Source organism: Pseudoalteromonas sp. NZS11_1 (assembly GCF_015864275.1).
Taxonomy (GTDB): domain Bacteria; phylum Pseudomonadota; class Gammaproteobacteria; order Enterobacterales; family Alteromonadaceae; genus Pseudoalteromonas; species Pseudoalteromonas arctica.
Map to the genome: position 1 here is coordinate 14847 of NZ_JADYXK010000016.1, position 22633 is coordinate 37479.

18 protein-coding genes and 1 riboswitch are annotated in these 22633 nt (G+C 40.1%); of the genes, 11 read left to right on the plus strand and 7 right to left on the minus strand.

Annotated features, from left to right (window positions below):
• Positions 1 to 287 precede the first annotated feature (287 nt).
• The 5 genes from carA (at position 288) to ribB (ending at position 7632) form a co-directional block, all read left to right on the plus strand.
• Positions 288 to 1424, plus strand: coding sequence for a glutamine-hydrolyzing carbamoyl-phosphate synthase small subunit (gene carA / locus I6F44_RS12270; protein WP_197173857.1), 1137 nt, complete (start codon positions 288 to 290; stop codon positions 1422 to 1424).
• Positions 1425 to 1440: 16 nt separating this feature from the next.
• The gene (gene carB, locus I6F44_RS12275; RefSeq protein WP_121955296.1) at positions 1441 to 4659 is read left to right on the plus strand and encodes a carbamoyl-phosphate synthase large subunit; all 3219 of its coding nucleotides are present in this window, start codon (positions 1441 to 1443) and stop codon (positions 4657 to 4659) included.
• A 48-nt stretch (positions 4660 to 4707) separates the two neighbouring features.
• The gene (gene greA / locus I6F44_RS12280) at positions 4708 to 5184 is read left to right on the plus strand and encodes a transcription elongation factor GreA (protein WP_010553419.1); all 477 of its coding nucleotides are present in this window, start codon (positions 4708 to 4710) and stop codon (positions 5182 to 5184) included.
• A 241-nt stretch (positions 5185 to 5425) separates the two neighbouring features.
• Positions 5426 to 6484: a S66 family peptidase gene (locus I6F44_RS12285; RefSeq protein WP_197103248.1), complete on the plus strand. Its 1059-nt coding sequence runs from the start codon at positions 5426 to 5428 to the stop codon at positions 6482 to 6484.
• Between the two features lie 80 nt (positions 6485 to 6564).
• Positions 6565 to 6731: riboswitch (FMN riboswitch) on the plus strand.
• 247 nt (positions 6732 to 6978) lie between these two features.
• Positions 6979 to 7632, plus strand: coding sequence for a 3,4-dihydroxy-2-butanone-4-phosphate synthase (gene ribB / locus I6F44_RS12290; RefSeq protein ID WP_197173889.1), 654 nt, complete (start codon positions 6979 to 6981; stop codon positions 7630 to 7632).
• A 79-nt stretch (positions 7633 to 7711) separates the two neighbouring features.
• Here the strand turns inward: ribB and I6F44_RS12295 are convergent, their stop codons facing one another.
• Together I6F44_RS12295 and I6F44_RS12300 are read right to left on the minus strand one after the other, a co-directional pair.
• Positions 7712 to 8368, minus strand: a complete 657-nt coding sequence (locus I6F44_RS12295) for a nitroreductase family protein (RefSeq protein WP_197173858.1) — start codon at positions 8366 to 8368, stop codon at positions 7712 to 7714.
• 368 nt (positions 8369 to 8736) lie between these two features.
• Positions 8737 to 9762, minus strand: a complete 1026-nt coding sequence (locus I6F44_RS12300; protein WP_197173859.1) for a zinc-binding alcohol dehydrogenase family protein — start codon at positions 9760 to 9762, stop codon at positions 8737 to 8739.
• 133 nt (positions 9763 to 9895) lie between these two features.
• Between I6F44_RS12300 and I6F44_RS12305 the strand changes: the two genes are divergently transcribed.
• The 3 genes from I6F44_RS12305 (at position 9896) to rhlP (ending at position 12298) form a co-directional block, all read left to right on the plus strand.
• Positions 9896 to 10831, plus strand: a complete 936-nt coding sequence (locus I6F44_RS12305; RefSeq protein ID WP_197173860.1) for a LysR family transcriptional regulator — start codon at positions 9896 to 9898, stop codon at positions 10829 to 10831.
• A 13-nt stretch (positions 10832 to 10844) separates the two neighbouring features.
• Complete coding sequence (locus tag I6F44_RS12310) at positions 10845 to 11189, plus strand: lactoylglutathione lyase (protein WP_231612836.1); 345 nt, start codon at positions 10845 to 10847, stop codon at positions 11187 to 11189.
• A gap of 314 nt (positions 11190 to 11503) precedes the next feature.
• Positions 11504 to 12298 carry a rhombotarget lipoprotein gene (rhlP, locus tag I6F44_RS12315; protein WP_197173890.1) on the plus strand — a complete coding sequence of 265 codons (795 nt, stop codon included), beginning with the start codon at positions 11504 to 11506 and terminating at the stop codon, positions 12296 to 12298.
• Positions 12299 to 12367: 69 nt separating this feature from the next.
• Here the strand turns inward: rhlP and I6F44_RS12320 are convergent, their stop codons facing one another.
• The 3 genes from I6F44_RS12320 to I6F44_RS12330 all read right to left on the minus strand — a co-directional run bounded on the left by I6F44_RS12320 (position 12368) and on the right by I6F44_RS12330 (position 17817).
• The gene (locus tag I6F44_RS12320) at positions 12368 to 13258 is read right to left on the minus strand and encodes a dienelactone hydrolase family protein (protein ID WP_197150790.1); all 891 of its coding nucleotides are present in this window, start codon (positions 13256 to 13258) and stop codon (positions 12368 to 12370) included.
• Between the two features lie 228 nt (positions 13259 to 13486).
• Positions 13487 to 16636 carry an efflux RND transporter permease subunit gene (locus I6F44_RS12325; RefSeq protein WP_197173861.1) on the minus strand — a complete coding sequence of 1050 codons (3150 nt, stop codon included), beginning with the start codon at positions 16634 to 16636 and terminating at the stop codon, positions 13487 to 13489.
• Between the two features lie 2 nt (positions 16637 to 16638).
• Positions 16639 to 17817 (minus strand): efflux RND transporter periplasmic adaptor subunit, encoded by a 1179-nt coding sequence (locus I6F44_RS12330; protein ID WP_007581894.1) that lies wholly within the window; start codon positions 17815 to 17817, stop codon positions 16639 to 16641.
• Positions 17818 to 17986: 169 nt separating this feature from the next.
• Here I6F44_RS12330 and I6F44_RS12335 point away from each other — a divergent pair, with 169 nt between their 5' ends.
• Positions 17987 to 18250 (plus strand): YkgJ family cysteine cluster protein, encoded by a 264-nt coding sequence (locus tag I6F44_RS12335; RefSeq protein ID WP_024612699.1) that lies wholly within the window; start codon positions 17987 to 17989, stop codon positions 18248 to 18250.
• 352 nt (positions 18251 to 18602) lie between these two features.
• The gene (locus tag I6F44_RS12340; RefSeq protein WP_231612837.1) at positions 18603 to 18926 is read left to right on the plus strand and encodes a hypothetical protein; all 324 of its coding nucleotides are present in this window, start codon (positions 18603 to 18605) and stop codon (positions 18924 to 18926) included.
• A 108-nt stretch (positions 18927 to 19034) separates the two neighbouring features.
• Here the strand turns inward: I6F44_RS12340 and I6F44_RS12345 are convergent, their stop codons facing one another.
• Positions 19035 to 20900, minus strand: a complete 1866-nt coding sequence (locus I6F44_RS12345; RefSeq protein WP_197173862.1) for a TonB-dependent receptor plug domain-containing protein — start codon at positions 20898 to 20900, stop codon at positions 19035 to 19037.
• Positions 20901 to 21087: 187 nt separating this feature from the next.
• Here I6F44_RS12345 and I6F44_RS12350 point away from each other — a divergent pair, with 187 nt between their 5' ends.
• Entirely contained in the window at positions 21088 to 21576 is a 489-nt protein-coding gene (locus I6F44_RS12350; protein WP_024607556.1) for a peptide-methionine (S)-S-oxide reductase, read from the plus strand.
• Positions 21577 to 22010: 434 nt separating this feature from the next.
• Here the strand turns inward: I6F44_RS12350 and I6F44_RS12355 are convergent, their stop codons facing one another.
• Positions 22011 to 22562, minus strand: a complete 552-nt coding sequence (locus I6F44_RS12355; protein WP_024607557.1) for a DUF4136 domain-containing protein — start codon at positions 22560 to 22562, stop codon at positions 22011 to 22013.
• Between the last annotated feature and the right edge of the window lie 71 nt (positions 22563 to 22633).

Here is a 22633-nt window from a genome sequence, read left to right on the forward strand (position 1 = left end):
TAGACCTAAAAGCTAACTTAATGTAATATGCAGCCAATTTGCCAAAAATTACTAAATGCGTGTTTCCAATTATACCCAAGTGGCTAGTAAATCCGGGGTTTCAGTGGGAATAAAAATAGTTTTAGGCAAGAAAAAATGATTGAAGGTTGAATGCTTTACATCTGCATCATTTAAGACTGCGTAAAACAATTTAAGCTCACAGAAATCTGGTTTTGACGATCCCTCTGGGTATTGGCGGGGTGTTAAGCAATTGCTTACTCCCGTTTTTTACTGTTAGGAGGTTTAACTTGACTAAATCCGCTCTGTTAGTCCTAGAAGACGGCACAGTGTTTCGCGGTACTGCAATCGGCGCTGACGGCATGTCAGTCGGTGAAGTAGTATTCAATACGTCTATGACTGGTTATCAAGAAATTTTGACTGATCCATCATACGCGGAACAAATCGTAACTTTGACGTACCCACATATCGGTAATACGGGTACCAACAGCGAAGACGAAGAAGCGAATCAAATTTGGGCTAAAGGCCTAGTGATCCGTGATTTGCCACTGCTAGCAAGTAATTTTCGTAACGAGCAATCGTTAGATGATTACTTAAAAGAACGTAATATTTTAGGTATTGCGGACATCGACACCAGAAAGTTAACTCGAATTTTGCGTGATAAAGGCGCACAAAACGGGTGTATTATTGCTGGCGACGAGCTAGACGAGAATAAAGCGCTACAAGCCGCGCAAGCCTTCCCAGGTTTAAAAGGTATGGATTTAGCAAAAGTTGTCTCAACCAAGGAAAATTTTGAGTGGCGCGAATCAAGCTGGACATTAGGCGAAGGATTTAAAACCCTTGATGCTGCTGATGAAAAGTTTCATGTTGTTGCCTACGACTTCGGTGTAAAGCGTAATATTTTACGTATGCTTGTAGACCGTGGTTGTAAACTTACAGTAGTACCAGCGCAAACCTCTGCCGCTGACGTACTGACTTTAAACCCTGATGGTATCTTCCTATCTAATGGCCCTGGCGATCCTGAGCCATGTACTTACGCTATTGATGCAATTAAAACCTTTTTAGAAACCGACACACCAATTTTTGGTATCTGTTTAGGTCATCAGTTATTAGCCCTTGCCTCAGGTGCTAAAACAGAAAAAATGAAATTTGGCCACCACGGCGCTAACCACCCAGTTAAAGACCTAGACCGCGATGTAGTTATGATCACAGCTCAAAACCATGGTTTTGCAGCTCAAGAGTCAAGCCTGCCAAGTACGCTTCGTGCTACGCACAAATCGTTATTTGACGGAACGCTTCAAGGTATTCATCGTACAGATAAACCTGCGTTTAGCTTCCAGGGTCACCCTGAAGCAAGCCCTGGTCCGCACGATGCAGCCCCATTATTTGACCACTTCATCGATTTGATGCAAGCGCGTAAACACTAATTTAACTGGAGTAATAATGCCAAAACGTACCGACATAAAAAGCATTCTTATCTTAGGCGCAGGCCCAATTGTAATTGGTCAAGCTTGTGAATTTGACTACTCTGGTGCTCAAGCGTGTAAAGCACTTAGAGAAGAAGGCTACAGAGTTATATTAGTTAACTCAAACCCTGCAACTATCATGACCGACCCTGATATGGCTGATGCAACATACATCGAACCAATTCACTGGGAAGTGGTAGAAAAAATTATTGAAAAAGAAAAGCCAGATGCAGTACTGCCTACAATGGGTGGTCAAACGGCATTAAACTGTGCGCTTGAACTAGACAAGCACGGTGTATTGGCTAAACATGGTGTTGAACTAATTGGTGCAACGGCTGATGCAATCGACAAAGCAGAAAACCGTGAACGCTTTGACGTAGCAATGAAAAATATTGGTCTTGAATGTCCTCGTGCTGAGATTGCTCACTCTATGGATGAAGCCAAAGACATCATAACGCGCATTGGTTTACCATGTATTATCAGGCCTTCTTTTACTATGGGCGGCACCGGCGGCGGTGTAGCGTATAACTTAGAAGAGTTTGAAGAAATTTGTGAACGTGGCTTAGATTTATCGCCAACGAACGAATTACTAATTGATGAATCACTGATTGGTTGGAAAGAGTACGAAACAGAAGTTGTACGTGATAAAAACGACAACTGTATTATTGTTTGTACCATTGAAAACTTTGACCCTATGGGTGTTCACACTGGCGATTCAATCACCGTTGCACCAGCGCAAACGCTAACCGACAAAGAATACCAAATTATGCGTAACGCCTCTATGGCAGTATTACGTGAAATTGGTGTAGAAACTGGCGGTTCTAACGTGCAGTTTGGTATTAATCCTGAAGATGGCCGTATGGTTATCATTGAGATGAACCCACGTGTATCACGTTCATCTGCATTAGCATCAAAAGCAACGGGTTTCCCAATTGCTAAAATTGCAGCAAAACTAGCAGTAGGTTATACGCTTGACGAGCTTCAAAACGACATTACTGGTGGCAAAACTCCCGCGTCTTTTGAGCCTTCAATCGATTACGTTGTTACAAAAATTCCTCGCTTTAACTTTGAAAAATTTGCCGGTGCAAACGACCGTTTAACTACGCAAATGAAATCAGTTGGCGAAGTAATGGCAATTGGTCGTAACCAACAAGAATCATTACACAAAGCATTACGTGGTCTTGAAGTGGGTGCAACGGGATTTAACCCGATAGTTGCGCTTGATGATCCTAAAGCAAAAGAAAAAATAATTCGTGAACTACGCGAGCCAGGCGCTGAGCGTATTTGGTACATTGCCGATGCAATGCGCCATGGCATGAGTGTTGATGATGTTTACGAACTGACTAAAGTTAACCGCTGGTTCTTAGTACAAATAGAAGACATTTTAAAAGACGAAGCAAAAATAGCGAAAGTAGGCATGGCGGGTTTAAATGCTGACTTCCTACGTAAACTAAAACGCAAAGGCTTTGCAGATCCGCGTATAGCAGAAATTGCAGGTGTATCTGAAGCTGAAATTCGTAAAAAACGTCATTTATTAAACATCGTGCCAGTATACAAACGTGTTGATACGTGTGCAGCAGAATTTAGCTCAGACACTGCTTACATGTACTCAACTTACGATGAAGAGTGTGAAGCTAACCCAACAGATCGTGATAAAATCATGGTTATTGGTGGTGGTCCAAACCGTATCGGTCAAGGTATTGAGTTTGATTACTGTTGTGTACATGCCTCGCTTGCGCTTCGCGAAGACGGTTACGAAACTATTATGGTTAACTGTAACCCAGAAACGGTATCTACCGATTACGATACATCTGACAGGTTATACTTTGAACCAATTACGCTTGAAGACGTACTCGAAATCGTACGTGTTGAAAAGCCAAAAGGCGTTATCGTACAGTACGGTGGTCAAACACCACTTAAGCTAGCGCGTGAGCTTGAAGCCAATGGCGTACCAGTGATTGGTACTTCACCTGATGCGATTGACCGTGCAGAAGACCGCGAACGTTTCCAACAACTTGTTGAGCGTTTAAACTTACTTCAGCCAGAAAATGCAACAGTAACTTCAACCGAAGAAGCCTTACTTAAATCAGTTGAAATTGGCTTCCCGTTAGTAGTACGCCCGTCGTATGTACTAGGTGGTCGTGCAATGGAAATTGTATACGACGAAGATGATTTACGTCGCTACATGACCGAAGCTGTACAAGCATCAAACGAAGCACCTGTATTACTGGACCGTTTCTTAGATAACGCGATTGAAGTTGACGTTGACGCAATTTGTGACGGCGAGCAAGTAATTATCGGCGGTATTATGGAGCACATTGAGCAAGCGGGTGTTCACTCGGGTGACTCAGCCTGTTCATTACCAGCACATTCTTTATCACAAGAAGTGCAAGATGTAATGCGCAAGCAAGTAACCGACATGGCGCTTGAACTTGGTGTTGTTGGCTTGATGAATACACAGTTTGCAGTAAAAGAAGACAAAGTGTACTTAATCGAAGTTAACCCGCGTGCTGCACGTACTGTACCGTTTGTATCAAAAGCAACCGGTGTGGCGCTTGCAAAAGTAGCTGCACGTTGTATGGCTGGTCAGTCTTTAGCAAGCCAAGGTATTACTAAAGAAGTGATCCCTCCTTACTACAGCGTTAAAGAAGTTGTTTTACCATTTGCTAAGTTTCAGGGTGTGGATCCAATCCGTGGTCCTGAGATGCGTTCAACAGGTGAAGTGATGGGTGTTGGTGATACTTTCGCCGAAGCATTCGCAAAAGCACAATTAGGTGCAAGCAACACTTTACCACGCGGTGGTCGCGCGCTATTATCTGTTCGTAATAGCGATAAGCCACGTATTGTTGAATTAGCCAAAATCATGACCGACTTAGGTTTTGAACTTGACGCAACTGGTGGCACGGCACAAGCTCTTGAAGAAGCTGGCATTGAAGTACGACGTGTAAACAAAGTATATGAAGGCCGCCCGCATATTCTTGATTATATCAAGAATAAAGAGTACAGCTATATCGTTAATACCACCGAAGGTCGCCAAGCGATCGAAGATTCGAAGGTGTTACGTCGTGGTGCATTGCAAAATAAAACCAACTATACGACAACCTTGAACGCGGCATTCGCTAACTGTACTGCTAATAAAGCAGATGACCGCAGCAAAGTGACGTCAGTTCAAGAGCTACATCTGCGATTGAACTAAGGAAATGTGCCAAGGCCAACTAGGGCCTTGGTGTTAAGTGAGAAAAGTATGCAATCAATTCCGATGACAGTTCGTGGCGCAGATTTACTGCGTAAAGAGCTTAACGAATTAAAAACAGTTACCCGTCCTAAAATCGTAAGTGATATTGCGGTTGCACGTGAACATGGTGACTTAAAAGAAAACGCTGAATACCACGCTGCGCGTGAGCAACAGGGTTTTTGTGAAGGGCGTATTCAAGAAATTGAAGCTAAACTTTCAAATGTTCAAATTATCGACGTAACTAAAATGCCAAATACCGGTAGAGTTATTTTTGGCACTACGGTAACTATTGTAAATATAGAAACCGATGCTGAAGTAAAATACCGTATTGTGGGCGATGACGAAGCAAATATTAAAAACAACTTAATATCTGTTAACTCACCGATTGCACGTGGCTTAATTGGTAAACAAATGGACGACGCAGTGTCTATTCAAACGCCAAAAGGTATTGTTGAGTTCGAAATCATTGAAGTTGAGTATCTTTAACGCATAACTCACTTTAACGTTTTTAAATAAAAACCGATGTAATTACATCGGTTTTTTTATGTCTGTAATTTAACCTTTAATGGTAGGCGCGTTTGTACAGTATTCATATTCTATAAATATGGTCTATGTTGGTATAGTAGGTACTTATATCAATTTATTAAAAACATGAGCATTTAGCGCATCAAATAACTCGCTGATTTAATGTAATTGGTATTAACGTATTCTCTAAAAAGGAAAATATATGCCTAATATACTTTACCCAGCGCCTTTAAAAGTAGGATCAAAAATAGCAATTTGTTCACTTTCATCAGGCCTTAAAGAAAAGTACCATGCACGGTTAGACATTGTTATTAATGGATTAAAACATCGAGGGTATGATGTTGTTGAAGGAGAGTTTTTACGTCAAAGCAAACCGCATGGACAGCTTAACGCTAAAGCGCACGCTCAGCAGTTAATGGGTTTTTTATTAGATGATGAGATAGATGCAATTATGCCTCCATTTGGTGGCGAGCTTGCAATGGAAATACTGCCCCTACTTGATTTTAATGCAATTAAAGAAGCAAAGCCTAAATGGTTAGTTGGGTTCTCTGATGTAAGCACCATTGCATGCGCACTCACGGCAAAATGCCAATGGGCAACACTACACAGCGCTAATCTTATGCAGTTACATCCTGACGAAAAAAGTCCTTATTGCCTGCAAATATTTGAAACACTAAGTTATGAAGCAGGTAGCAAATTTGAGCAAGCCCCGTCATCGCATTATCAAAAAAATAGACCTGATTACGTACAAAACCCAAATGCATTGTTTGAACACACAGAAGTTACTCAGTGGCAGTGTTTAAATTACTTTGATGCACGCACTATTGAAATGTCGGGTCGCTTATTTGGTGGCTGTTTAGACACAGTTGGCTTATTACTCGACTCTCCATTTTTGGCACTACATGAATTTAAAAAACACAGTGCACCCGAAGGGCTTATTTTATACCTAGAAAACTCAGAGCTGACGCCAACAACCGTTGCACGGTTTTTACTTTCATTAAAATTAGCAGGTATATTTGACGATATAAACGGTATTATTATTGGTCGCAGCGTGATCACTCAAGGTCAAGATGCTTCTTTTGATTACCGCCACGCGCTTGATGTTGCACTAGGTGGGTGTTTATTTCCTGTGATTATTGATGCCGATATTGGTCATGCTCCACCTAACTTAAATTTAGTAAACGGCGCTACTTGTACAATCACCGCTGATATAAATGAAGGTAAAGTAGTCAAAGCCTCATTAAATACCGAGCTTTGTTAGAAGTTTATTCACTTACCTTTGATAAGTAATTAAGTTAAAGGGTATAATAAGCCCGCTTTTATAGCGCTTTAGTTATAAAAGTACATTCTCAGGGCGGGGCGAAATTCCCCACCGGCGGTATGTTTAATGTTATTTATAACTTAAACGAGCCCGCGAGCGCTTTATTTAACTTAGGTTCAGTAAAGGTCAAGCAGATCTGGTGAGATGCCAGAGCCGACGGTTACAGTCCGGATGAAAGAGAATATGGCTTATTATACTAATACCAATTTTATTAAAGACACGATCATTGTATCGCGTTAAGTGAGCTATTTTTCTAGCGTTATAATAGGTCACTAATTTAATGCCGTTGGTATAACAGTGTGTGCTGCTTTTTGCTGCGTGCTTTTTGTTATTTTATTTAAGCTATTTTGGTAGTGATCGTTTTAAATTTAAAGCGATATATTACTGATCCTTTCACAGTCCTGAATCTATTATTTTTTATTTGGAATATAATGATGATTCAGTCTCTACTTACTCAATTCGGCGAAAGCCATATCCGCGTACAAAGCGCAATTGCTGCACTACAGCAAGGGCAAGGCGTACTTGTTGTTGATGATGAAAACCGTGAAAATGAAGGCGACTTTGTATTTTCAGCTGAGCATTTAACGACTTCTCAAATGGCCGAAATGATCCGCGAAGGCAGCGGTATTGTTTGCTTATGCATAGGGGAGGAGCGCATTAAACAGCTCGACTTACCGCAAATGGTAACCCACAACACAAGTCAAAATAACACCGCTTATACAGTCACTATTGAAGCTAAGCATGGCGTTACAACAGGCGTGTCTGCTGCTGATAGAGTAACTACTATAAAAGCAGCGACAGGCGATAACGCTAAACCAAGTGATTTATCGCGCCCTGGGCATGTATTTGGTTTAAAAGCACAAACGGGCGGAGTATTAGTTCGTCGTGGTCATACCGAAGCATCCGTTGATTTAATGCAGCTTGCCGGCTTAAAGCCATTTGGCGTAATTTGCGAACTAACAAATCCAGATGGTTCAATGGCGCGCTTACCTGAGGTGAGTGATTATGCTAATAAACATAATATGACTGTGGTTTCTATTGAGGATTTAGTGCAATACATTCAGGCTGCGCAGCTTCAAGTAAGTTAAACTGCTTTAAAGCAAAAAACCACTTATTTAAATAAGTGGTTTTTTAATATTGTTATCATTTAAGTTTATAACGTATTACTTATAAAACCTGAATAACTTGCTCTTTTGCCAAGCGAGATTTAGGTAATTTAGCATTATAATCTTCTGCGCTATCGTGATAGCCAAGTACTAATGCTACGTCGCACACGTAACCATCGAGTTCTTTTTCAAAAACTTCGCCAATCAACTCGGCATCTACGCCTTCCATTGGAGTAGAGTCAATGCCTAAACGTGCAGCTGCATGCATAGTGTTACCCAGTGCAATGTAAGTTTGTGCTTTAGTCCACTCTTCATTATTGCCTTGCTCATCAGTATTCATATCAACAAACGCGTAAGCACCAAAAGCTTGTTCGCGATTTTCTGCTTTAGTACGACCATTTTTAATATCTGCATCAATGATTTGTGCGTAATCATCGCGGGTATATTTAGGGTTGTGAGCAAATAATATTATATGCGAAGCTGTTTTAATGTGTGGCTGGTTAAACGCAAATTTATTAGCAAATGTACTATGCATACGCTCTTTAGCCTCATCTGATTCAATTACGATGAATTTCCAAGGCTGCGAGTTAATAGATGAAGGAGACAGGCGCATAGCTTCGTAAATAACGGCTAAATTGTCTTGAGATACACGTTTCGTTGCATCATAACGTTTTGCTGTGTAGCGCTTTTCTAAGTCATTAATAATAGGGTGAGTCATTAGTTTTTCCATTGAGTAGGTGTCTTACCAGTATTTACTATGTTGAGTCAGTTTTAGTAAAAACAAACCCTTTTAAAAATTTATTACAAAAATAATATCGTGCTTTTAAATCACTCTACTTACTTAATACAATCGATATATCTACGTAACGTAAGGCTTATCAATATAGCTATGTGCGGATAGTAGAGGATTATTACAATATGATAAACAGGTATATGGTTGAATCATTATCAAATATTATTAGGTAATAGTTTCTTTAATAAATATAAATACAGCAAAAGCCACCCCGAAATATTGGCTGGAGACGCCAATTGCATTGGCGCCTTTAATCAATTCAGGTATAAATAAGGCGTGTAATATTTATAGAATTAAAAACCTTCCAACACTATTTTGCCAATAGAGCGACCTTCTTCAAGTTCTGTGTGTGCAATACGCAGGTTAGCCGCATTTATAGTGCCTAAGTTTTTACCAATCGTGGTTTGAATGTAGCCTTGGTCAATCAAATCGGCAACATGATTTAATAACTTACTTTGCTCAATTAAATCTTTGGCATTAAACATTGAGCGGGCAAACATAAATTCCCAATGTAGAGATAAACTCTTCATTTTTAATTTGCTAACATCTAATGACTCAGGATCGTCAATCATTGCAATTTTACCAAATGGTGCAAGTACCTCTGTATACGCTTCAAAGTAAGTATCAGTACTGTGCAGGCTTGCTACATGTGTTACCGAGCCAATATTTAATGCATCAATTTGAGCGGGTAATGGTTTTGTATGGTCAACGACATAATCTGCACCGAGTTTTTTAACCCATGCTTGTGAGCTTTCACGCGATGCAGTGGCAATAACCGTTGCGCCAGTAATCGCTTTAGCGAGTTGAATAAAAATAGAGCCAACGCCGCCTGCGGCACCTGTTACTAAAATAACCTCGTCTGATTTTGTTGTTGCATCAGCAGCTTGTTTTACAATGTTTAAATGCTCAAATAATAATTCGTACGCTGTTATTGCAGTAAGGGGTAATGCAGCAGCTTCAGCATCGTTTAAGCTCTGCGGTTTAAATCCTACAATGCGCTCATCCACTAATTGAAATTCTGCATTACTACCTGCGCGAGTAATGTCACCTGCGTAATAAACCGCATCACCGAGTTTAAATGCCGTTACAGCATCGCCGATTGCAACAACTTCACCAACTGCATCCCAACCAATAACTTTTACTTCACCCTCAGCAGGGGGCATAGATGCACGCACTTTGTAATCTGCTGGGTTAACTGCAATTGCTTTAACTTTAATTAATAAGTCGCGACCTGTTGCAACTGGCTGTGGTAATTCAACATCAATTAACGATTCAGGATTAGAAACAGGAAGAGATTTTTTATAACCAATGGCTTTCATAATAAATGTCCTAATTTGTTTACGTATAAGGTGCAAGCCATGCTTTGGCTAGCTGATGGATATATAGTAGACCTTGCTTTAATGTAGATAAACCGCATAATCGTTGAATCATTATCAAATATAAATAGATAATATGAACATAGAAGATTTAAAACTTATTTTAAAAGTAGCTGAGTTTAGAAGTATTACGCTAGCAGCTGCTAAGTTAGATATGCGTACAGCCACAGCAAGCGCCGCTATTAAACGCGTGGAGTCAGCGCTTGGTAGCGAGCTGTTTGTTCGTACCACACGTCATTTAAGGTTGTCTGCTGCTGGGGAGCGCTACATACCACAATGTGAGCAGGCTTTAGCAGTGCTTGAGCTCGCAAAACAAAACCTTAAAGGTGAACACGACGAAATAGAAGGCGAATTGCGTGTTGCACTTTCATCTGACTTAGGGCGTAACTTGGTGATCCCATGGATTGATGAACTCATGGACACTTATCCAAAGCTAAGTTTAAGAACCCATATAAGTGATAGTAATATCGACTTTTATCGTGATTCAGTTGATATAGCACTTCGTTATGGCTCGCCTAATGATGCTAGCGTTTATGGTTTTAAAATTTGTAACGTACCGCGCTTATTATGTGCAACTCACGAATACCTCTTACAAAACGGGACTCCCGTGCATCCTGATGATTTAGCGTCGCATCAAGGTTTGTTTTATCAGTTGCAGGATATTATAAATAATACGTGGGAATTCACCGATGGTGAATCAAAATATAAAGTTAAAATGGATGGCAGGCGCGCCTCAAACGATGGCGATTTAGTCAGGCGCTGGTGCGTTGCGGGTAAGGGCTTAGCTGTAAAGTCGGCACTTGATATAGCCGACGATTTACTCAATGACAGGGTGGTTACTGTTATGCCAAATTATCAACATGTTAATGGTGAACTTTGGCTTATTTGCCCAAGTAGGCAGTCAATAACCCCTGCGGTGCGTTTACTACGTGATGTATGCAGAGCAAAATCCCAAGCTATTCTTCAGCAGTTGGTAAATAAAGGAATTATTGATAAAAGCGTACTGAGCTAATTAAGGAAGAGTTATGCAAGTTGATGATATTAGAATTTTTATTCCCTGTAAAAATTATGAGCAATCTCAGCGCTTTTATAAAGCGCTTGGATTTAAGATTGAAGATGCCTCAAATGATTTATGCGTGTGTACTTTTGGCGAATGTACGTTCTTTTTACAGCGTTATTATAATAAAACGTTTGCTGAAAACTTAATGCTGCAACTTTGTGTGTTAAATATAGATGAAGCATACGAACTCATTAGTAATTTAAACGGTTTTGATATCCGCTTTGAGGGTATAAAACGAGGGCGTGTTGAACTTTATGGATTGAAATTTGTTCAATCTAGGGGCGGTTTAATCGCGGCGCAGGGTTTGTAACCTAGTGGGCTAAGTAAAAACCGAGCAACAAAGAGTCAATCGCCCCTAGAAAGAACCCAAAGGGCAGCGTATGTTTGGTCTTTATGCTACGTTATCGCCTATGTATGGGGAACAACCACATATCATAGGCTCTGCCTTGCCTAAATACCAAACACACAGCTGCAAATTCAACCACCAAAGGTCAACACGCCCTAGACCCTTGGGGTAGCGTTATTTACTTATGGGGACCATCGGGTGAGCTTTGGCACGTAACTGAATTAAATTAAAAATAAAAAGGAATAAATGTGAGATTTAATAAATATATAATCATTTTTATGGCGACCTTACTTGCTTCTTGTAGTTCGTTTGTGAGCAACAATACAGGTAAAAATACGCAATCTAGTAGCTTAATGGATTTCTTATATCCTGATCAACAAAGTCGCTCTACCTATAAACCTGAAATACCTGTTTTAAAACTCCCTGTTACTGTTGGAATTGCATTTGTACCGTCTAAAAACTGGCAGCCAGACGGGTTAGAGACCCAAAATCAAGTTGAGTTACTCGAAAAAGTAAAAAAGTCATTTCTACAATATGATTACATTGACCGCATTGAAGTTATACCAAGTACCTATTTAAAAGGAGGTGAAGGCTTTGCAACACTCGAGCAAGTCGGGAGACTTTACGATGTAGATGTAATGGCACTGGTTTCATATGATCAAGTTACGCAATCGTATGAAAATAATGCAGCCTTACTTTATTGGACAATAGTGGGTATGTACGTTATTCCTGGTAATGAAAATACAATTCAAACCTTTGTGGATACAGCTGTTTTTGATATTAAAAGTAGAAAAATGCTATTTAGAGCACCTGGTATAAGTAAGCTTGAAAAAAGAACAACAGCAATAGGTATTGATGAAACGTTATCTGAAAAGTCGGCTGAAGGTTTTAATCTAGCGGTTAGTGATATGAGTACTAATTTAGATGCAGAACTAGCAAGGTTTAAAACACGTGTTAAAGAAGAAAAAATTGCAAAAGTTGAAAATAAAGATGGCTCTAGCAGCGGAGGCTCTTTGAGTATTTATTTACTCGTTTTGGTGTCGTTATTAGTTATGCGTAGAAAAAAAAATTAAAGTTGATAAAAAACCAAGTATTTTTAATAGTGCCACCGGCTTAGAGCTGGTGGCATTATTCTTTATTAGCTAACTTAGCTTTTTATTAAAAAACTCAACGGTACGTTGCCATGCAAGCTCGGCATTGTCTTTATCATAACGACCTGTAGAGTCGTTATGAAATCCATGATTTGCCCCTTTATACATATGCATAGTGTATTCAACATTATTGGCTTTTAAGTCTTGTTCGTACTGTGGCCACGACGCATTTACACGTTTATCTAGCTCGCCCAATTGAATCATTAATGGTGCTTTAATATTTTTACGTAAACTTTCGCTGGCTGGAGTACCGTAAAAAGGCACTCCGGCGCTGATTAAATTGCTATCTACTGCCGCTAAATAATTAACAATGTAGCCGCCAAAACAAAAACCGACAGCGCCTAACTTACCGTTACTGTTAGCATGCGATTTTAAAAAGTGTGCTGCGGCTACAAAATCGTTTTGAATTTTAGCGCGATCCATGGTTTTTTGCATAGCGCGTCCTTCATCATCATTACCAGGGTAGCCACCCAGTGGAAATAGCGCATCGGGTGCAAATGCAATAAAGCCTATCTTCGCTAAGCGTCTTGCTACATCCTTTACGTATGGGTTTAATCCACGGTTTTCGTGTATCACAAGAACAACAGGGAGCTTACCTTCTACATTTTTAGGGGTTGCTAAGTAACCTTTGCCTTTACCGTGCCCGTCTGGCGAATCAAATTCTTCGTATGTTGCTTTAATATCATCGTCATTAAACGATACTTGTTCAGCAAGTGCATAGTTAGGTAATAATGCTGATGTAAGTACAGCCATCGAAAAGCCAAGTGCAGCAAGGCCACCGAGTTTTTTCATAAAAGTACGTCGGTCCATTAAACCGTGGGCGTATTCGTCATACCAATCAAAGGCTTCTTGAGGAATGTGATCAGAGGGAGATGTATTCATGGCTGTTCCTTAACTTTATTATGTCTATTTATTATTTAAATACCATAACGTATTAGGGATAAAAAACGAGCAATATTTCTATCAATTATTAGGACTGTTAATTAATCCTGCGTGTTAAAAAATAAGTAATAGAAGTAATGTTAGCAAATAGGTGAATATCATTTTTAAGCTAAAAATAAAAAGCTCGGCATAATATGCCGAGCTTTTTTGGTTGGGATGTTACTTAATTTAGCTGTGAGTAGGCGCTGGTTGGGCATCTACTAGCGGCGGCTTGCCACGCATTTTACGTACTAATCGTTTAGCATCTTCTAGTGCAACATACTGGCACGGTATAAGTATTAGTGTAATTACTGTGGCAAATAACACACCAAAAGCAAGTGATACAGCCATCGGGATAACAATTTTAGCTTGTAAACTCGTTTCAAAAATAATTGGCATTACACCAATAAAGGTAGTGATTGAGGTGAGTAATATCGCTCTAAAGCGACGAGCACCGGCTTGTACTACTGCATCTTTAATTGCGACACCTTCGGCGCGGGCTTTGTTTACAAAATCAACCATAACGAGGGAATCATTTACGACCACACCCGCTACAGCAATAATGCCAAACATCGATAAGCTACTCATGGTCATGCCTAAAATCATATGCCCAAACATCGCGCCAACTACACCAAACGGAATAACCGACATTATAATAAGTGGCTGCGAGTAAGAGCGAAGCGGAATCGCTAACAAGGCAAATATAATCATCATTGATATACCAAAGTCACGAAGCTGCTCTGAAGCACTATCCATCTCTTCTTGAATGCGCCCAGCTACATCACTTGTAACGCCAGGGTAGCTTTTAAGTAATGTTGGTAAGTATTCATCACGAATTTCTTCTGCAATCGCAAATGGTTCGGCTTGGTCGGTATTTACCGCAGCCCATACGTTTACAGTACGTTTAGAGTTTTCGCGGCGAATACGGTTTACACCGTCAACCAACTTAACTTCGGCTATTTCACTTAGCGGTACTTCAGCGCCTGTAGGCGTAATAATACGCACACTTGCTATGTCACTTATTGAGTTACGTTCGTCTTCTGGATAGCGAATCATGACTTTAATTTCTTCGCCTTCACGCAATATTCGCTGCGCTTCTAAGCCGTAGTAACTAAAGCTAACTTGCGATGCGACATCAGCAAGCGTTAAACCCATGCTGTAAGCGAGTGGTTTTAAATCAAGTTGCACTTCGTCGGTAGCGCTTTGCATTGAATCGTTTACGTCGCCAACGCCTTCCATTGTTTGTAATTTGGCTTTTAATTTACCAGCCACTTCTTTTAGTTCGTCAGCATTTTTGCCTTCAAGTTTAAAGCTAACGTCGCCATCATCTCGACCGCCATTCATTATACTGTCTTGAATGGTCATGGTTTTAATGCCTGGTAGGGCGGGCATTTGCTCACGCCATAATGCACTTAGGGCAAAGGTGTCGATAGGGCGTAAATCAGGCTCTACCAAAATGGCCATAATATTTGCTTCAGTTCGTCCGCGCAGGCTTACCGATAAATCGCGGATCATCGGTTTACCGTATTGCTCTTGTAGTTGCTGATCGACCTTTAACAACACGCTTTCTATTTTACGTGCAGTTTCAAGCGTTGCTTGCTCAGATGAAGCAAGGTTCATCTCTATATCAATACGCGGAAAGTCGTGCGGTATTTTAGGGTTTGGTACAAACTTAACTAAACCACCTGCAAACATACCTGCGCTTACAATAAGCAAACACATAAAGCCAACAATTACGGTATAGCGGTAGTGAATACAGCGGCTAACAAAAGGAAGGTAGTAGTTATTCACAAAGCCTTTTAAACCACTATCAATCACCATACGTAAGCGATGTAATAGGTTTTTAGGATTTGGTTTACGCGGGTTCATTGCTGCAATATGCGCAGGTAAAATAAGTTTTGATTCAATGAGTGAAAAAATCAAACATAAAATAATCACGCCACCAATTGCCTTAGAAAAAGCAGCACCAGGGCCGGTTGCGAGTGTTTGTGGTAAAAATGCCGCAATAGTTGTTAGTACACCAAAGGTTGCTGGCATCGCAACACGTTTTACGCCGCGTACTACGTTATCAAGTGTATGGCCGTATTTTTCTATTTCGGCACTGGCTGACTCGCCCACAACAATGGCGTCATCAACAACAATTCCGAGCACAAGTATAAAGGCAAAAAGAGAGGCTAGGTTAATTGTTACGTCTAAAAAGCCAATGGGCATAAACAAAAAGGCACCTAGAAAAGACACCGGTAAGCCCATCATTACCCAAAATGCCAAGCGTAACGGTAAAAATAGTGCCAGCACTATCATTACTAACAAGCCACCCCAAATCATGTTATCGACCATCATATCGAGTCGACCTTCAAGGTAGTAAGTTAAATCAACAATAGGAGATAGCTTAACACCTGCAGGTAAAAGTGGCTCTTTAGCCGCCATGTAGCTTTTAAGGACTTTTGCTACATCGGTAATATCTTGATCTTTTGATGCGTTAACTTCAAACGAGAGTGAATTTTTACCATTGTATTTTGAATACTGCAGACCTTCTTCAAAGCCATCATTAATAGTTGCAACATCGCCTAAATAAATTTGTGCGCCATCAGCAAGGGTAATAAGGGGGAGTTTTTCAAACTCAAAACCACGGTAGGCTTGTTTTTCAACACGCATCGAAATATAACCGTTTTCAGAGCGTATTTGCCCCGCCGACATATTGGCCGAAAAGTTTTGCACAGCGCCTGCAATATCTCTAAATGTTAAGCCGTACTCGCGCAGTTTATCAGGGCTGACTTCTATACCAATTTCGTATTCTAAGCCGCCGTTAAAATTAACAAGATTCACGTGAGGCAGTGCTTGTAACTCGTCTTTTATATCGTTGCCAAGCTCTTTTAACTGGTAGTTACTCATGTCGCCATAAAGCGCGAGTATCATTACTTCTTGCTCAAACTTATCGCGGCGAACAACAGGGCGCTCCATTCCCGCAGGAAAGGTGTTTATTGAATCAACTTGTACTTTAATTTCATCAAGTACTTCTTGTGGATTGTATTGTTCTTCTATTTCAATCCACGCTTGTGAAAAACCACGGTTAGAGTAAGTAATTAGGCGTTTAATGCCTTCAATACCTTCGAGGTTTTCCTCAACTTTTATGGTTATTCCTTCTTCAACTTCTTGCGGGGCTGCACCTGGGTAAACCGCTTGTACGCTTATCCAGTTACTTTCAAACTGTGGGAACATTTGTTTGCGAATGGTCATCGCCATTAAAATACCGCCCACTAATATAAATATCATTAGTAGGTTGGCAGCAACGGGATTTCGGGCAAACCATGCTATTAACCCTGTTTCACGAGTGTTCATGATTATTCCTCTTTCAGCGCAAGTTGAGTTACATCAGTTTTATCAGGCGCAATATCTTCAACTTTTACTGCCATACCTTCAGTTGGATACTCAAGCGCTGAGGTAACAATTTGCTCGCCATTTTTTAGCCCTTGGCTGGCTATAATCATGCCGTTTTGTTCGCGTATAATATTGAGAGTTTTAAACGATAATGTTAAATCGTCATTTAAAATTACAATTTTATTATCTTTAACTAAATGATGCGCAACAATAATTGCGTTATCAAGCGGGCGACCTTCAATGGTAGCGTTAATGTATGAACCAAAACGAAGAGGGCGTGTTTTATCGCCATAAGGTGTTGCAAGTTGTGCAACCAAGTAGCTCATACGGCTTGTTTGATCAACCACACCTTCGGTGCGAATTACTTTGGCTTGCCACATTGTTTGCTTACCCGCGTATTCTGCGTTAAATGTAACATTTGAGCCTACGCCGCCATTTTTTAAATATTGTAGTTCTTGGTCGGCAACGGGTAAACGTACCTCTGCAACTGAGGTTGCACTCAATGCACCAAAACTATTACCTGGGTTTACTACTGAACCCAAGCTAATTGTGCGTTCATTAATAATGGCATCGTATGGGGCTTTAATATAAGTACGTTCAAGATTGCGGCTAGCACGTTTAACACTTGCTTGAGCAGAGCGGTAACGCGCTAGTTTTTCGGCCAGTTGTGGTTTACGTAAATAAAGTTCTGAGGCAATAGCTTCGCTTGAGTCCGATTTAATACGCTCCCATTCAGCTTTTGCTACATGTGCTTGTGCGCGTTCTATTTCAAGTGCTGAGCTTGCTTGTGCTAAACCTGCTTGCGCTTCAATAAAGTCTGCCTCGTAATCATTTGCATCAATTCGTGCTAAAATATCGCCTTGCTTTACAAACGCGCCTTCAACAAATTGATCTGATACCGAAATAACTTGCCCACTAACTTGTGCTATCAGCTCGGTACGGTCCTTTGGTTTAACAATGCCGTACGATTTAACATCGAGCGTTATAGAATCTAAAAGTATGCTTTGTGTTGCAACTAAAGGGCGTAAATCTTGCTCTGGCTTTTCTTCGGGTGGTTTTTTCATTGCCATAAAGGCGAAAGCTAAAGCAATACCGCCTGCTAAAACAGCAATTGGGAGTATTATTTGTTTTGTAGTAGCCACAAGGCATTCCTTCATAATTGGTGGTGACAGAGCAATAATACGCAATAAAGTGTTTACAAGGCGTTTTAAGATGTAACAAAGCATTACATATGTACATTACAACTGAACATGCGGCTAATTACGTTCCTAAAAAGGAATTAAAGTAAGTGTGTTTTATTCAGAGGATATTATGAAAACCGAATCGATGAGTTGCAGGCTAGGCTGCGGCGCATGTTGTATCGCGCCAAGTATTAGTTCGCCTATACCAGGTATGCCAAATGGTAAAAAGGCCGGAGAGCGCTGTATTCAGCTGGACGAACGTAATTTATGTAAGTTATTTGGTGATTCAAGCCGACCTAAAGTATGTAGTGATTTTAGCGCCACATTTGATGTGTGCGGGTCAACAAATGCACAAGCTTTAGCGCTTATTACAGAGCTTGAAGAGCTAACTTAATCCTCGTTTTTAATACACATCTATTTACAATATATTATTAATAAAAATCTTCACAAGGTTATTAAAAGCAGTCGTTAATTTATTTAATGGCGAAATATTAGACATATTTAACTTTGTTGCTAATATAGGAAATTGTAAGATACTTTTTATAAATCTAATTTATAGGTGATTTCGTTCAATCTTAATTTTTAAAAGGAAAGAAAAATGAAAAATTTACTTACAGCATTTACATTAGGTGTGACTTTATTAGGTTGTTCAAACTTACCCTATTAAAACCGATATTAAAGAAGACCACTTTAGACTCGAAAACTTTAAAAGAGAGCAGGGAGTAGATCTAGAATATGTCTACTTGATGTGCTTTAACAAAAAACCTACACAATGGGCTGAACCAAAGCAGTATATCAGTGGTGAGCATGATTTATGGGTAAAGGCGAGTGTTTCAAACCCTGATGTTTTAAATAGTCAAAAAGAAGCTTTTGTTAATTTTAACGTTAATTTAGATTCTGATAAAAGCTACATGCTAAATAGAAAAAGGGAAGGGGATAAAATATCAATCTGGATACAAGAAGTTGAAACCGGTACGGTTGTTTCGCAGGTTCTTACAGATGAGCTTAGTCGCCCTTTACAAATTGATAATGAGCTAAGAAAAAGACAATGTCGTTCTGGTTCAATATAAGCTGAGTAATCAAAGCTCTTAATATTTAGTATGCCGTTTATTTTTTGCTAAATATTTATTCAAAGACCTGTTTTAAATAAACAGGTCTTTGAATGTGATAGCTCAATTCTACCAACTATACGTTGCGCTTAACGTATATTGCTCACCTCGCCCTGGTGTACCAGGTATCTCTTCAAACGATTCACCCCATAGGTTATCTGCTGCTAAAGTAATAAATAAGTTTTTTAGCATTGGCGGCGTAATTTTTAACGTTAAATGAGTAAATAAAGCATCGTCGTCACTACCGCGCAGCGCATTTTCGTGCTGTTTGCGCCACTCGTTATCTATTCTAAACTGCAATATATCAGTAGGATTCCACACTGCGCCGAGTGTTAGGCGGTGATCAGGGAAGTTTAATGCGTAAAAACTAGCGTCAATATCTGCCGCACCGTAATTTTCTGATTTATGAAGGTAGGTGTAACTCGCTACAATTTCGGTGGTTTCAAAGTGTTTAGTTGCTAAGAACTCAATGCCCGTCGTATTTATATCTACAGGGTTTGCAAAGCGCGCAGAGCTTGAATCAAAATTAAACGTCCAATCGGTTAAGTTGTCATCTTTGCGATAAAAAATAGCCGAATTAAGTTGCCAAGTTTGCTCATCAACTAATAAACCTAGCTCTAGGCTTTTAGTCGTTTCGCGCTCAAGATTGTAATTACTTCTAAATAACCCGCCTGAATCACTTCCGCCAATGGCGGTATAGCCTGCTACTTGGCTTGCCTCTGCGTACGATAAATAAAACGTGCGCTCAAAACCTTTGCTGTTTTGTGTATTAAGCGTTATATCACCAATAAGTGACAGTTCAGAGTCGTCTCTATTTGTATCGTCAAACGCAGCGCCTAAACGAAATGTAAGTTGTTTATTATCCTCAAGCGCCATTTTGTATTCAGGCAATACGCTTAATTTATAATACTTACGAGAGGTAAAGTTGTTTTCAAGCGTGGTAGATTCAATTGAGTCGTCAATAAACTGTGCTGAATAATTTACAGCAAATACATCGCTTTGAGCATGATGCCCCGATAGCGCTAACGACTTCACTTCACTTTTGTGAAACGCTTCAAAAGAGCTTGGATTTTCGCGAGAATAAATGTAATGATCGTCGTGTGTGCGGTAATAAGCCGACACTTCAAAGTTACTACCCTGCGCATAATTTTGCTTATGGTTTAGCATTAATAAGCGCGTTTCTAACTCTTCAGTTTCGTTAACGCCAAATGGAGTGTACAAATTTGGCCAGCCAAAAAACTTATCTTGTGAGCCAAAAAACAAATCGGTTTGAGAATCAGCGCCAGCTAATTGAACGCGACCCGATGCACGCGTAAAGTCGTGATCGCCGTTATCAATAGTGCCATCGCTTTGTGAGTGAGAAATCTCACCTTCAAAGCCAAGCTTCCAATCCTTTGCACCTTCTAGGGGCATACTTACACCCGCATGTAAGCTTTGTAAGTTAAAATCATTTTTGCCAGTACCTACCGATACACTGCCGCCCGTGCTAATTGGTTTCCAGCCAAACGATACAGTGCCTACAGAGCTATTAGCACCATTAAGCGCGTTGTCTGCGCCTGTTAAAATATAAGGGCCGGTTAGCATTTGCGGTGCAATAGGAATTTCAGCAAAATAATGGCCAGACTGTGGGTCAAGTAAAGTAGCACTACCAACTCTAAAGCCGGTATTTTCAAAAATACCGCCACGTATAGTTACATCGGCTTGCGCTTCAGCAATATTACGTGATTGCAAATCAACACGTGGGTCATACTCTAAATTAGATACTGGAGAGTCAAATGTACCTACAGGTAATGTGTTTGCAGTGGGCGATGCCTCAACCGTTATTTTTTCGATTGCCGGTGATGCTTCAGTTTTATCAGTTACAGCTTCGCCGTAGGCAAAACTGCTCGCGCTGCATAGCAGTGCAGGGAGTATAAAGTGCGGTGACCATTTCATGTTGTGTGTCTCATTTTTTATATGCAATTACGGTAACAATTAAATTCAGAACACACTTTTAAGGCGTGATAAAATAATTCAATTAAACAACTGCGATTTTGGCGCGATTGTACATTAATTCATTAAAAACTGCATTTGATAATCATTTGCAAAGTTAATGCATTTAACAAATTTGGTCACATTTATTATGAATATAAAACAGCAAGATACTATTTACTTTGCAGGTGGCTGCCTGTGGGGCGTGCAAGAGTTTTTAAAGCACTTACCTGGTGTAATAAGTACTGAAGCAGGGCGGGCTAATGGAAAAAATGATAATACACAAGGCGAATACGACGGTTATGCTGAGTGTGTAAAAGTAATATTTAGTACAAAAGAGGTTAGCTTAAACGAGCTGTTTGGCTTCTTTTTTGAGATTATTGATCCGTATAGCGTTAACAAACAAGGGGATGACGTAGGCCCTAAATATCGCACTGCCATTTATAGCAAAAGCCAAGATCATTTAAAGGTCGCTAGCAATTATATAAGCCAGCGAAGTGATGCTGATAAAATTGTGGTAGGGGTCGAGCTGCTAACTAACTACGTGCCAAGCGATCCTGAGCATCAAGACCGCTTAACTAATCACCCTGATGATTACTGTCATATACCGCTTGAGTTACTGCATAAGTATAAATCGTAACTTTAACGCGGTGTTTTTGTAGACGTGCAGCTTGCTGACGTGACGAGCGCAGCTCGTAATTTAAGATGGAATATAGCGCTATAAAGTAATTAGAAGCTATCGCTTCTCGCGCAAGCAAGCTTAGCGCCTACAGGTAAAGTTTAATCCGGTGTTTTTTGTAGACGTGCAGCTTGCTGACGTGACGAGCGTAGCTCGTAATTTAAGGTTGAATATAGCCCTATAAAAGTAAGTAATTAGAAGCTATCGCTTCTCGCGCAAGCAAGCTTAGCGCCTACAGGTAAAGTTTGACGCGGTGTTTTTTGTAGACGTGCAGCTTGCTGACGTGACGAGCGCAGCTCGTAATAACTTTATTTTAAAAGTTCCAAAAATACACACCCACAAAAAAGCTCACGTACTGTGAGCTCTTTTAAAACTTACTTATAGCTAATTTTAACTTACTGCTGCTTTTGCGGCGGGAAGTTACTTAAAATTTCGCTCACTGTTTTATTAATTGATGTTTCACGTTGTTCTGGCGATTGATTTTTCTTTAATCGACCTTCTTTTGCGCCGCGCCATACTAGCTGGTTAGATTCACGGTCTACAATATCAATAATCAGTGTACCCACTTCGTATTCACGCGCAGTTGTATCGCGTTGAAAACCAGTACCCCAATAACCCCAATGCGGGCGGTAGTTTATATTGAAGTTATCTACTTCAAGCTCTTTATCTACCGATGCATGATAGTTAACAAGTACATCAGCTTGCGCTGCATCAACTAAGCTCATACCTAGTGTTTGGCTCAATTCTGCATTAACGGCAGTGCGAACACGCTTTTCCATTAGGCCATTAATTTGATAGTTATTTGTGTCTTTAGTTAGGCTGGCGTTTTCTACCCAAGCAAATGTTTTAAAATTACTAAAGTTAGCTGATTTATCGTAATCCCAATCTGGGGTTTGTGTACAGGCTGTAAGAAGTGCTAGCGCTGCAACAATAAGTATATTTTTCATTACGTTTGCTCCAATAAAATGCATTAATTTAAAATAACACACATAGTTTAAATGTGTATTATTTAAACGTC

Coding starts and splice junctions, on each gene's coding strand:
- I6F44_RS12285 (WP_197103248.1), top strand. CDS start 5,426: ATGCCTAATATACTTTACCCAGCGCCTTTAAAAGTAGGATCAAAAATA.
- I6F44_RS12345 (WP_197173862.1), bottom strand. CDS start 20,900: ATGAAATGGTCACCGCACTTTATACTCCCTGCACTGCTATGCAGCGCG.
- I6F44_RS12295 (WP_197173858.1), bottom strand. CDS start 8,368: ATGACTCACCCTATTATTAATGACTTAGAAAAGCGCTACACAGCAAAA.
- I6F44_RS12340 (WP_231612837.1), top strand. CDS start 18,603: ATGTGCTTTAACAAAAAACCTACACAATGGGCTGAACCAAAGCAGTAT.
- I6F44_RS12310 (WP_231612836.1), top strand. CDS start 10,845: ATGCAAGTTGATGATATTAGAATTTTTATTCCCTGTAAAAATTATGAG.
- I6F44_RS12355 (WP_024607557.1), bottom strand. CDS start 22,562: ATGAAAAATATACTTATTGTTGCAGCGCTAGCACTTCTTACAGCCTGT.
- I6F44_RS12325 (WP_197173861.1), bottom strand. CDS start 16,636: ATGAACACTCGTGAAACAGGGTTAATAGCATGGTTTGCCCGAAATCCC.
- I6F44_RS12320 (WP_197150790.1), bottom strand. CDS start 13,258: ATGAATACATCTCCCTCTGATCACATTCCTCAAGAAGCCTTTGATTGG.
- I6F44_RS12335 (WP_024612699.1), top strand. CDS start 17,987: ATGAAAACCGAATCGATGAGTTGCAGGCTAGGCTGCGGCGCATGTTGT.
- I6F44_RS12350 (WP_024607556.1), top strand. CDS start 21,088: ATGAATATAAAACAGCAAGATACTATTTACTTTGCAGGTGGCTGCCTG.
- I6F44_RS12300 (WP_197173859.1), bottom strand. CDS start 9,762: ATGAAAGCCATTGGTTATAAAAAATCTCTTCCTGTTTCTAATCCTGAA.
- carB (WP_121955296.1), top strand. CDS start 1,441: ATGCCAAAACGTACCGACATAAAAAGCATTCTTATCTTAGGCGCAGGC.
- rhlP (WP_197173890.1), top strand. CDS start 11,504: ATGGCGACCTTACTTGCTTCTTGTAGTTCGTTTGTGAGCAACAATACA.
- greA (WP_010553419.1), top strand. CDS start 4,708: ATGCAATCAATTCCGATGACAGTTCGTGGCGCAGATTTACTGCGTAAA.
- ribB (WP_197173889.1), top strand. CDS start 6,979: ATGATTCAGTCTCTACTTACTCAATTCGGCGAAAGCCATATCCGCGTA.
- I6F44_RS12305 (WP_197173860.1), top strand. CDS start 9,896: ATGAACATAGAAGATTTAAAACTTATTTTAAAAGTAGCTGAGTTTAGA.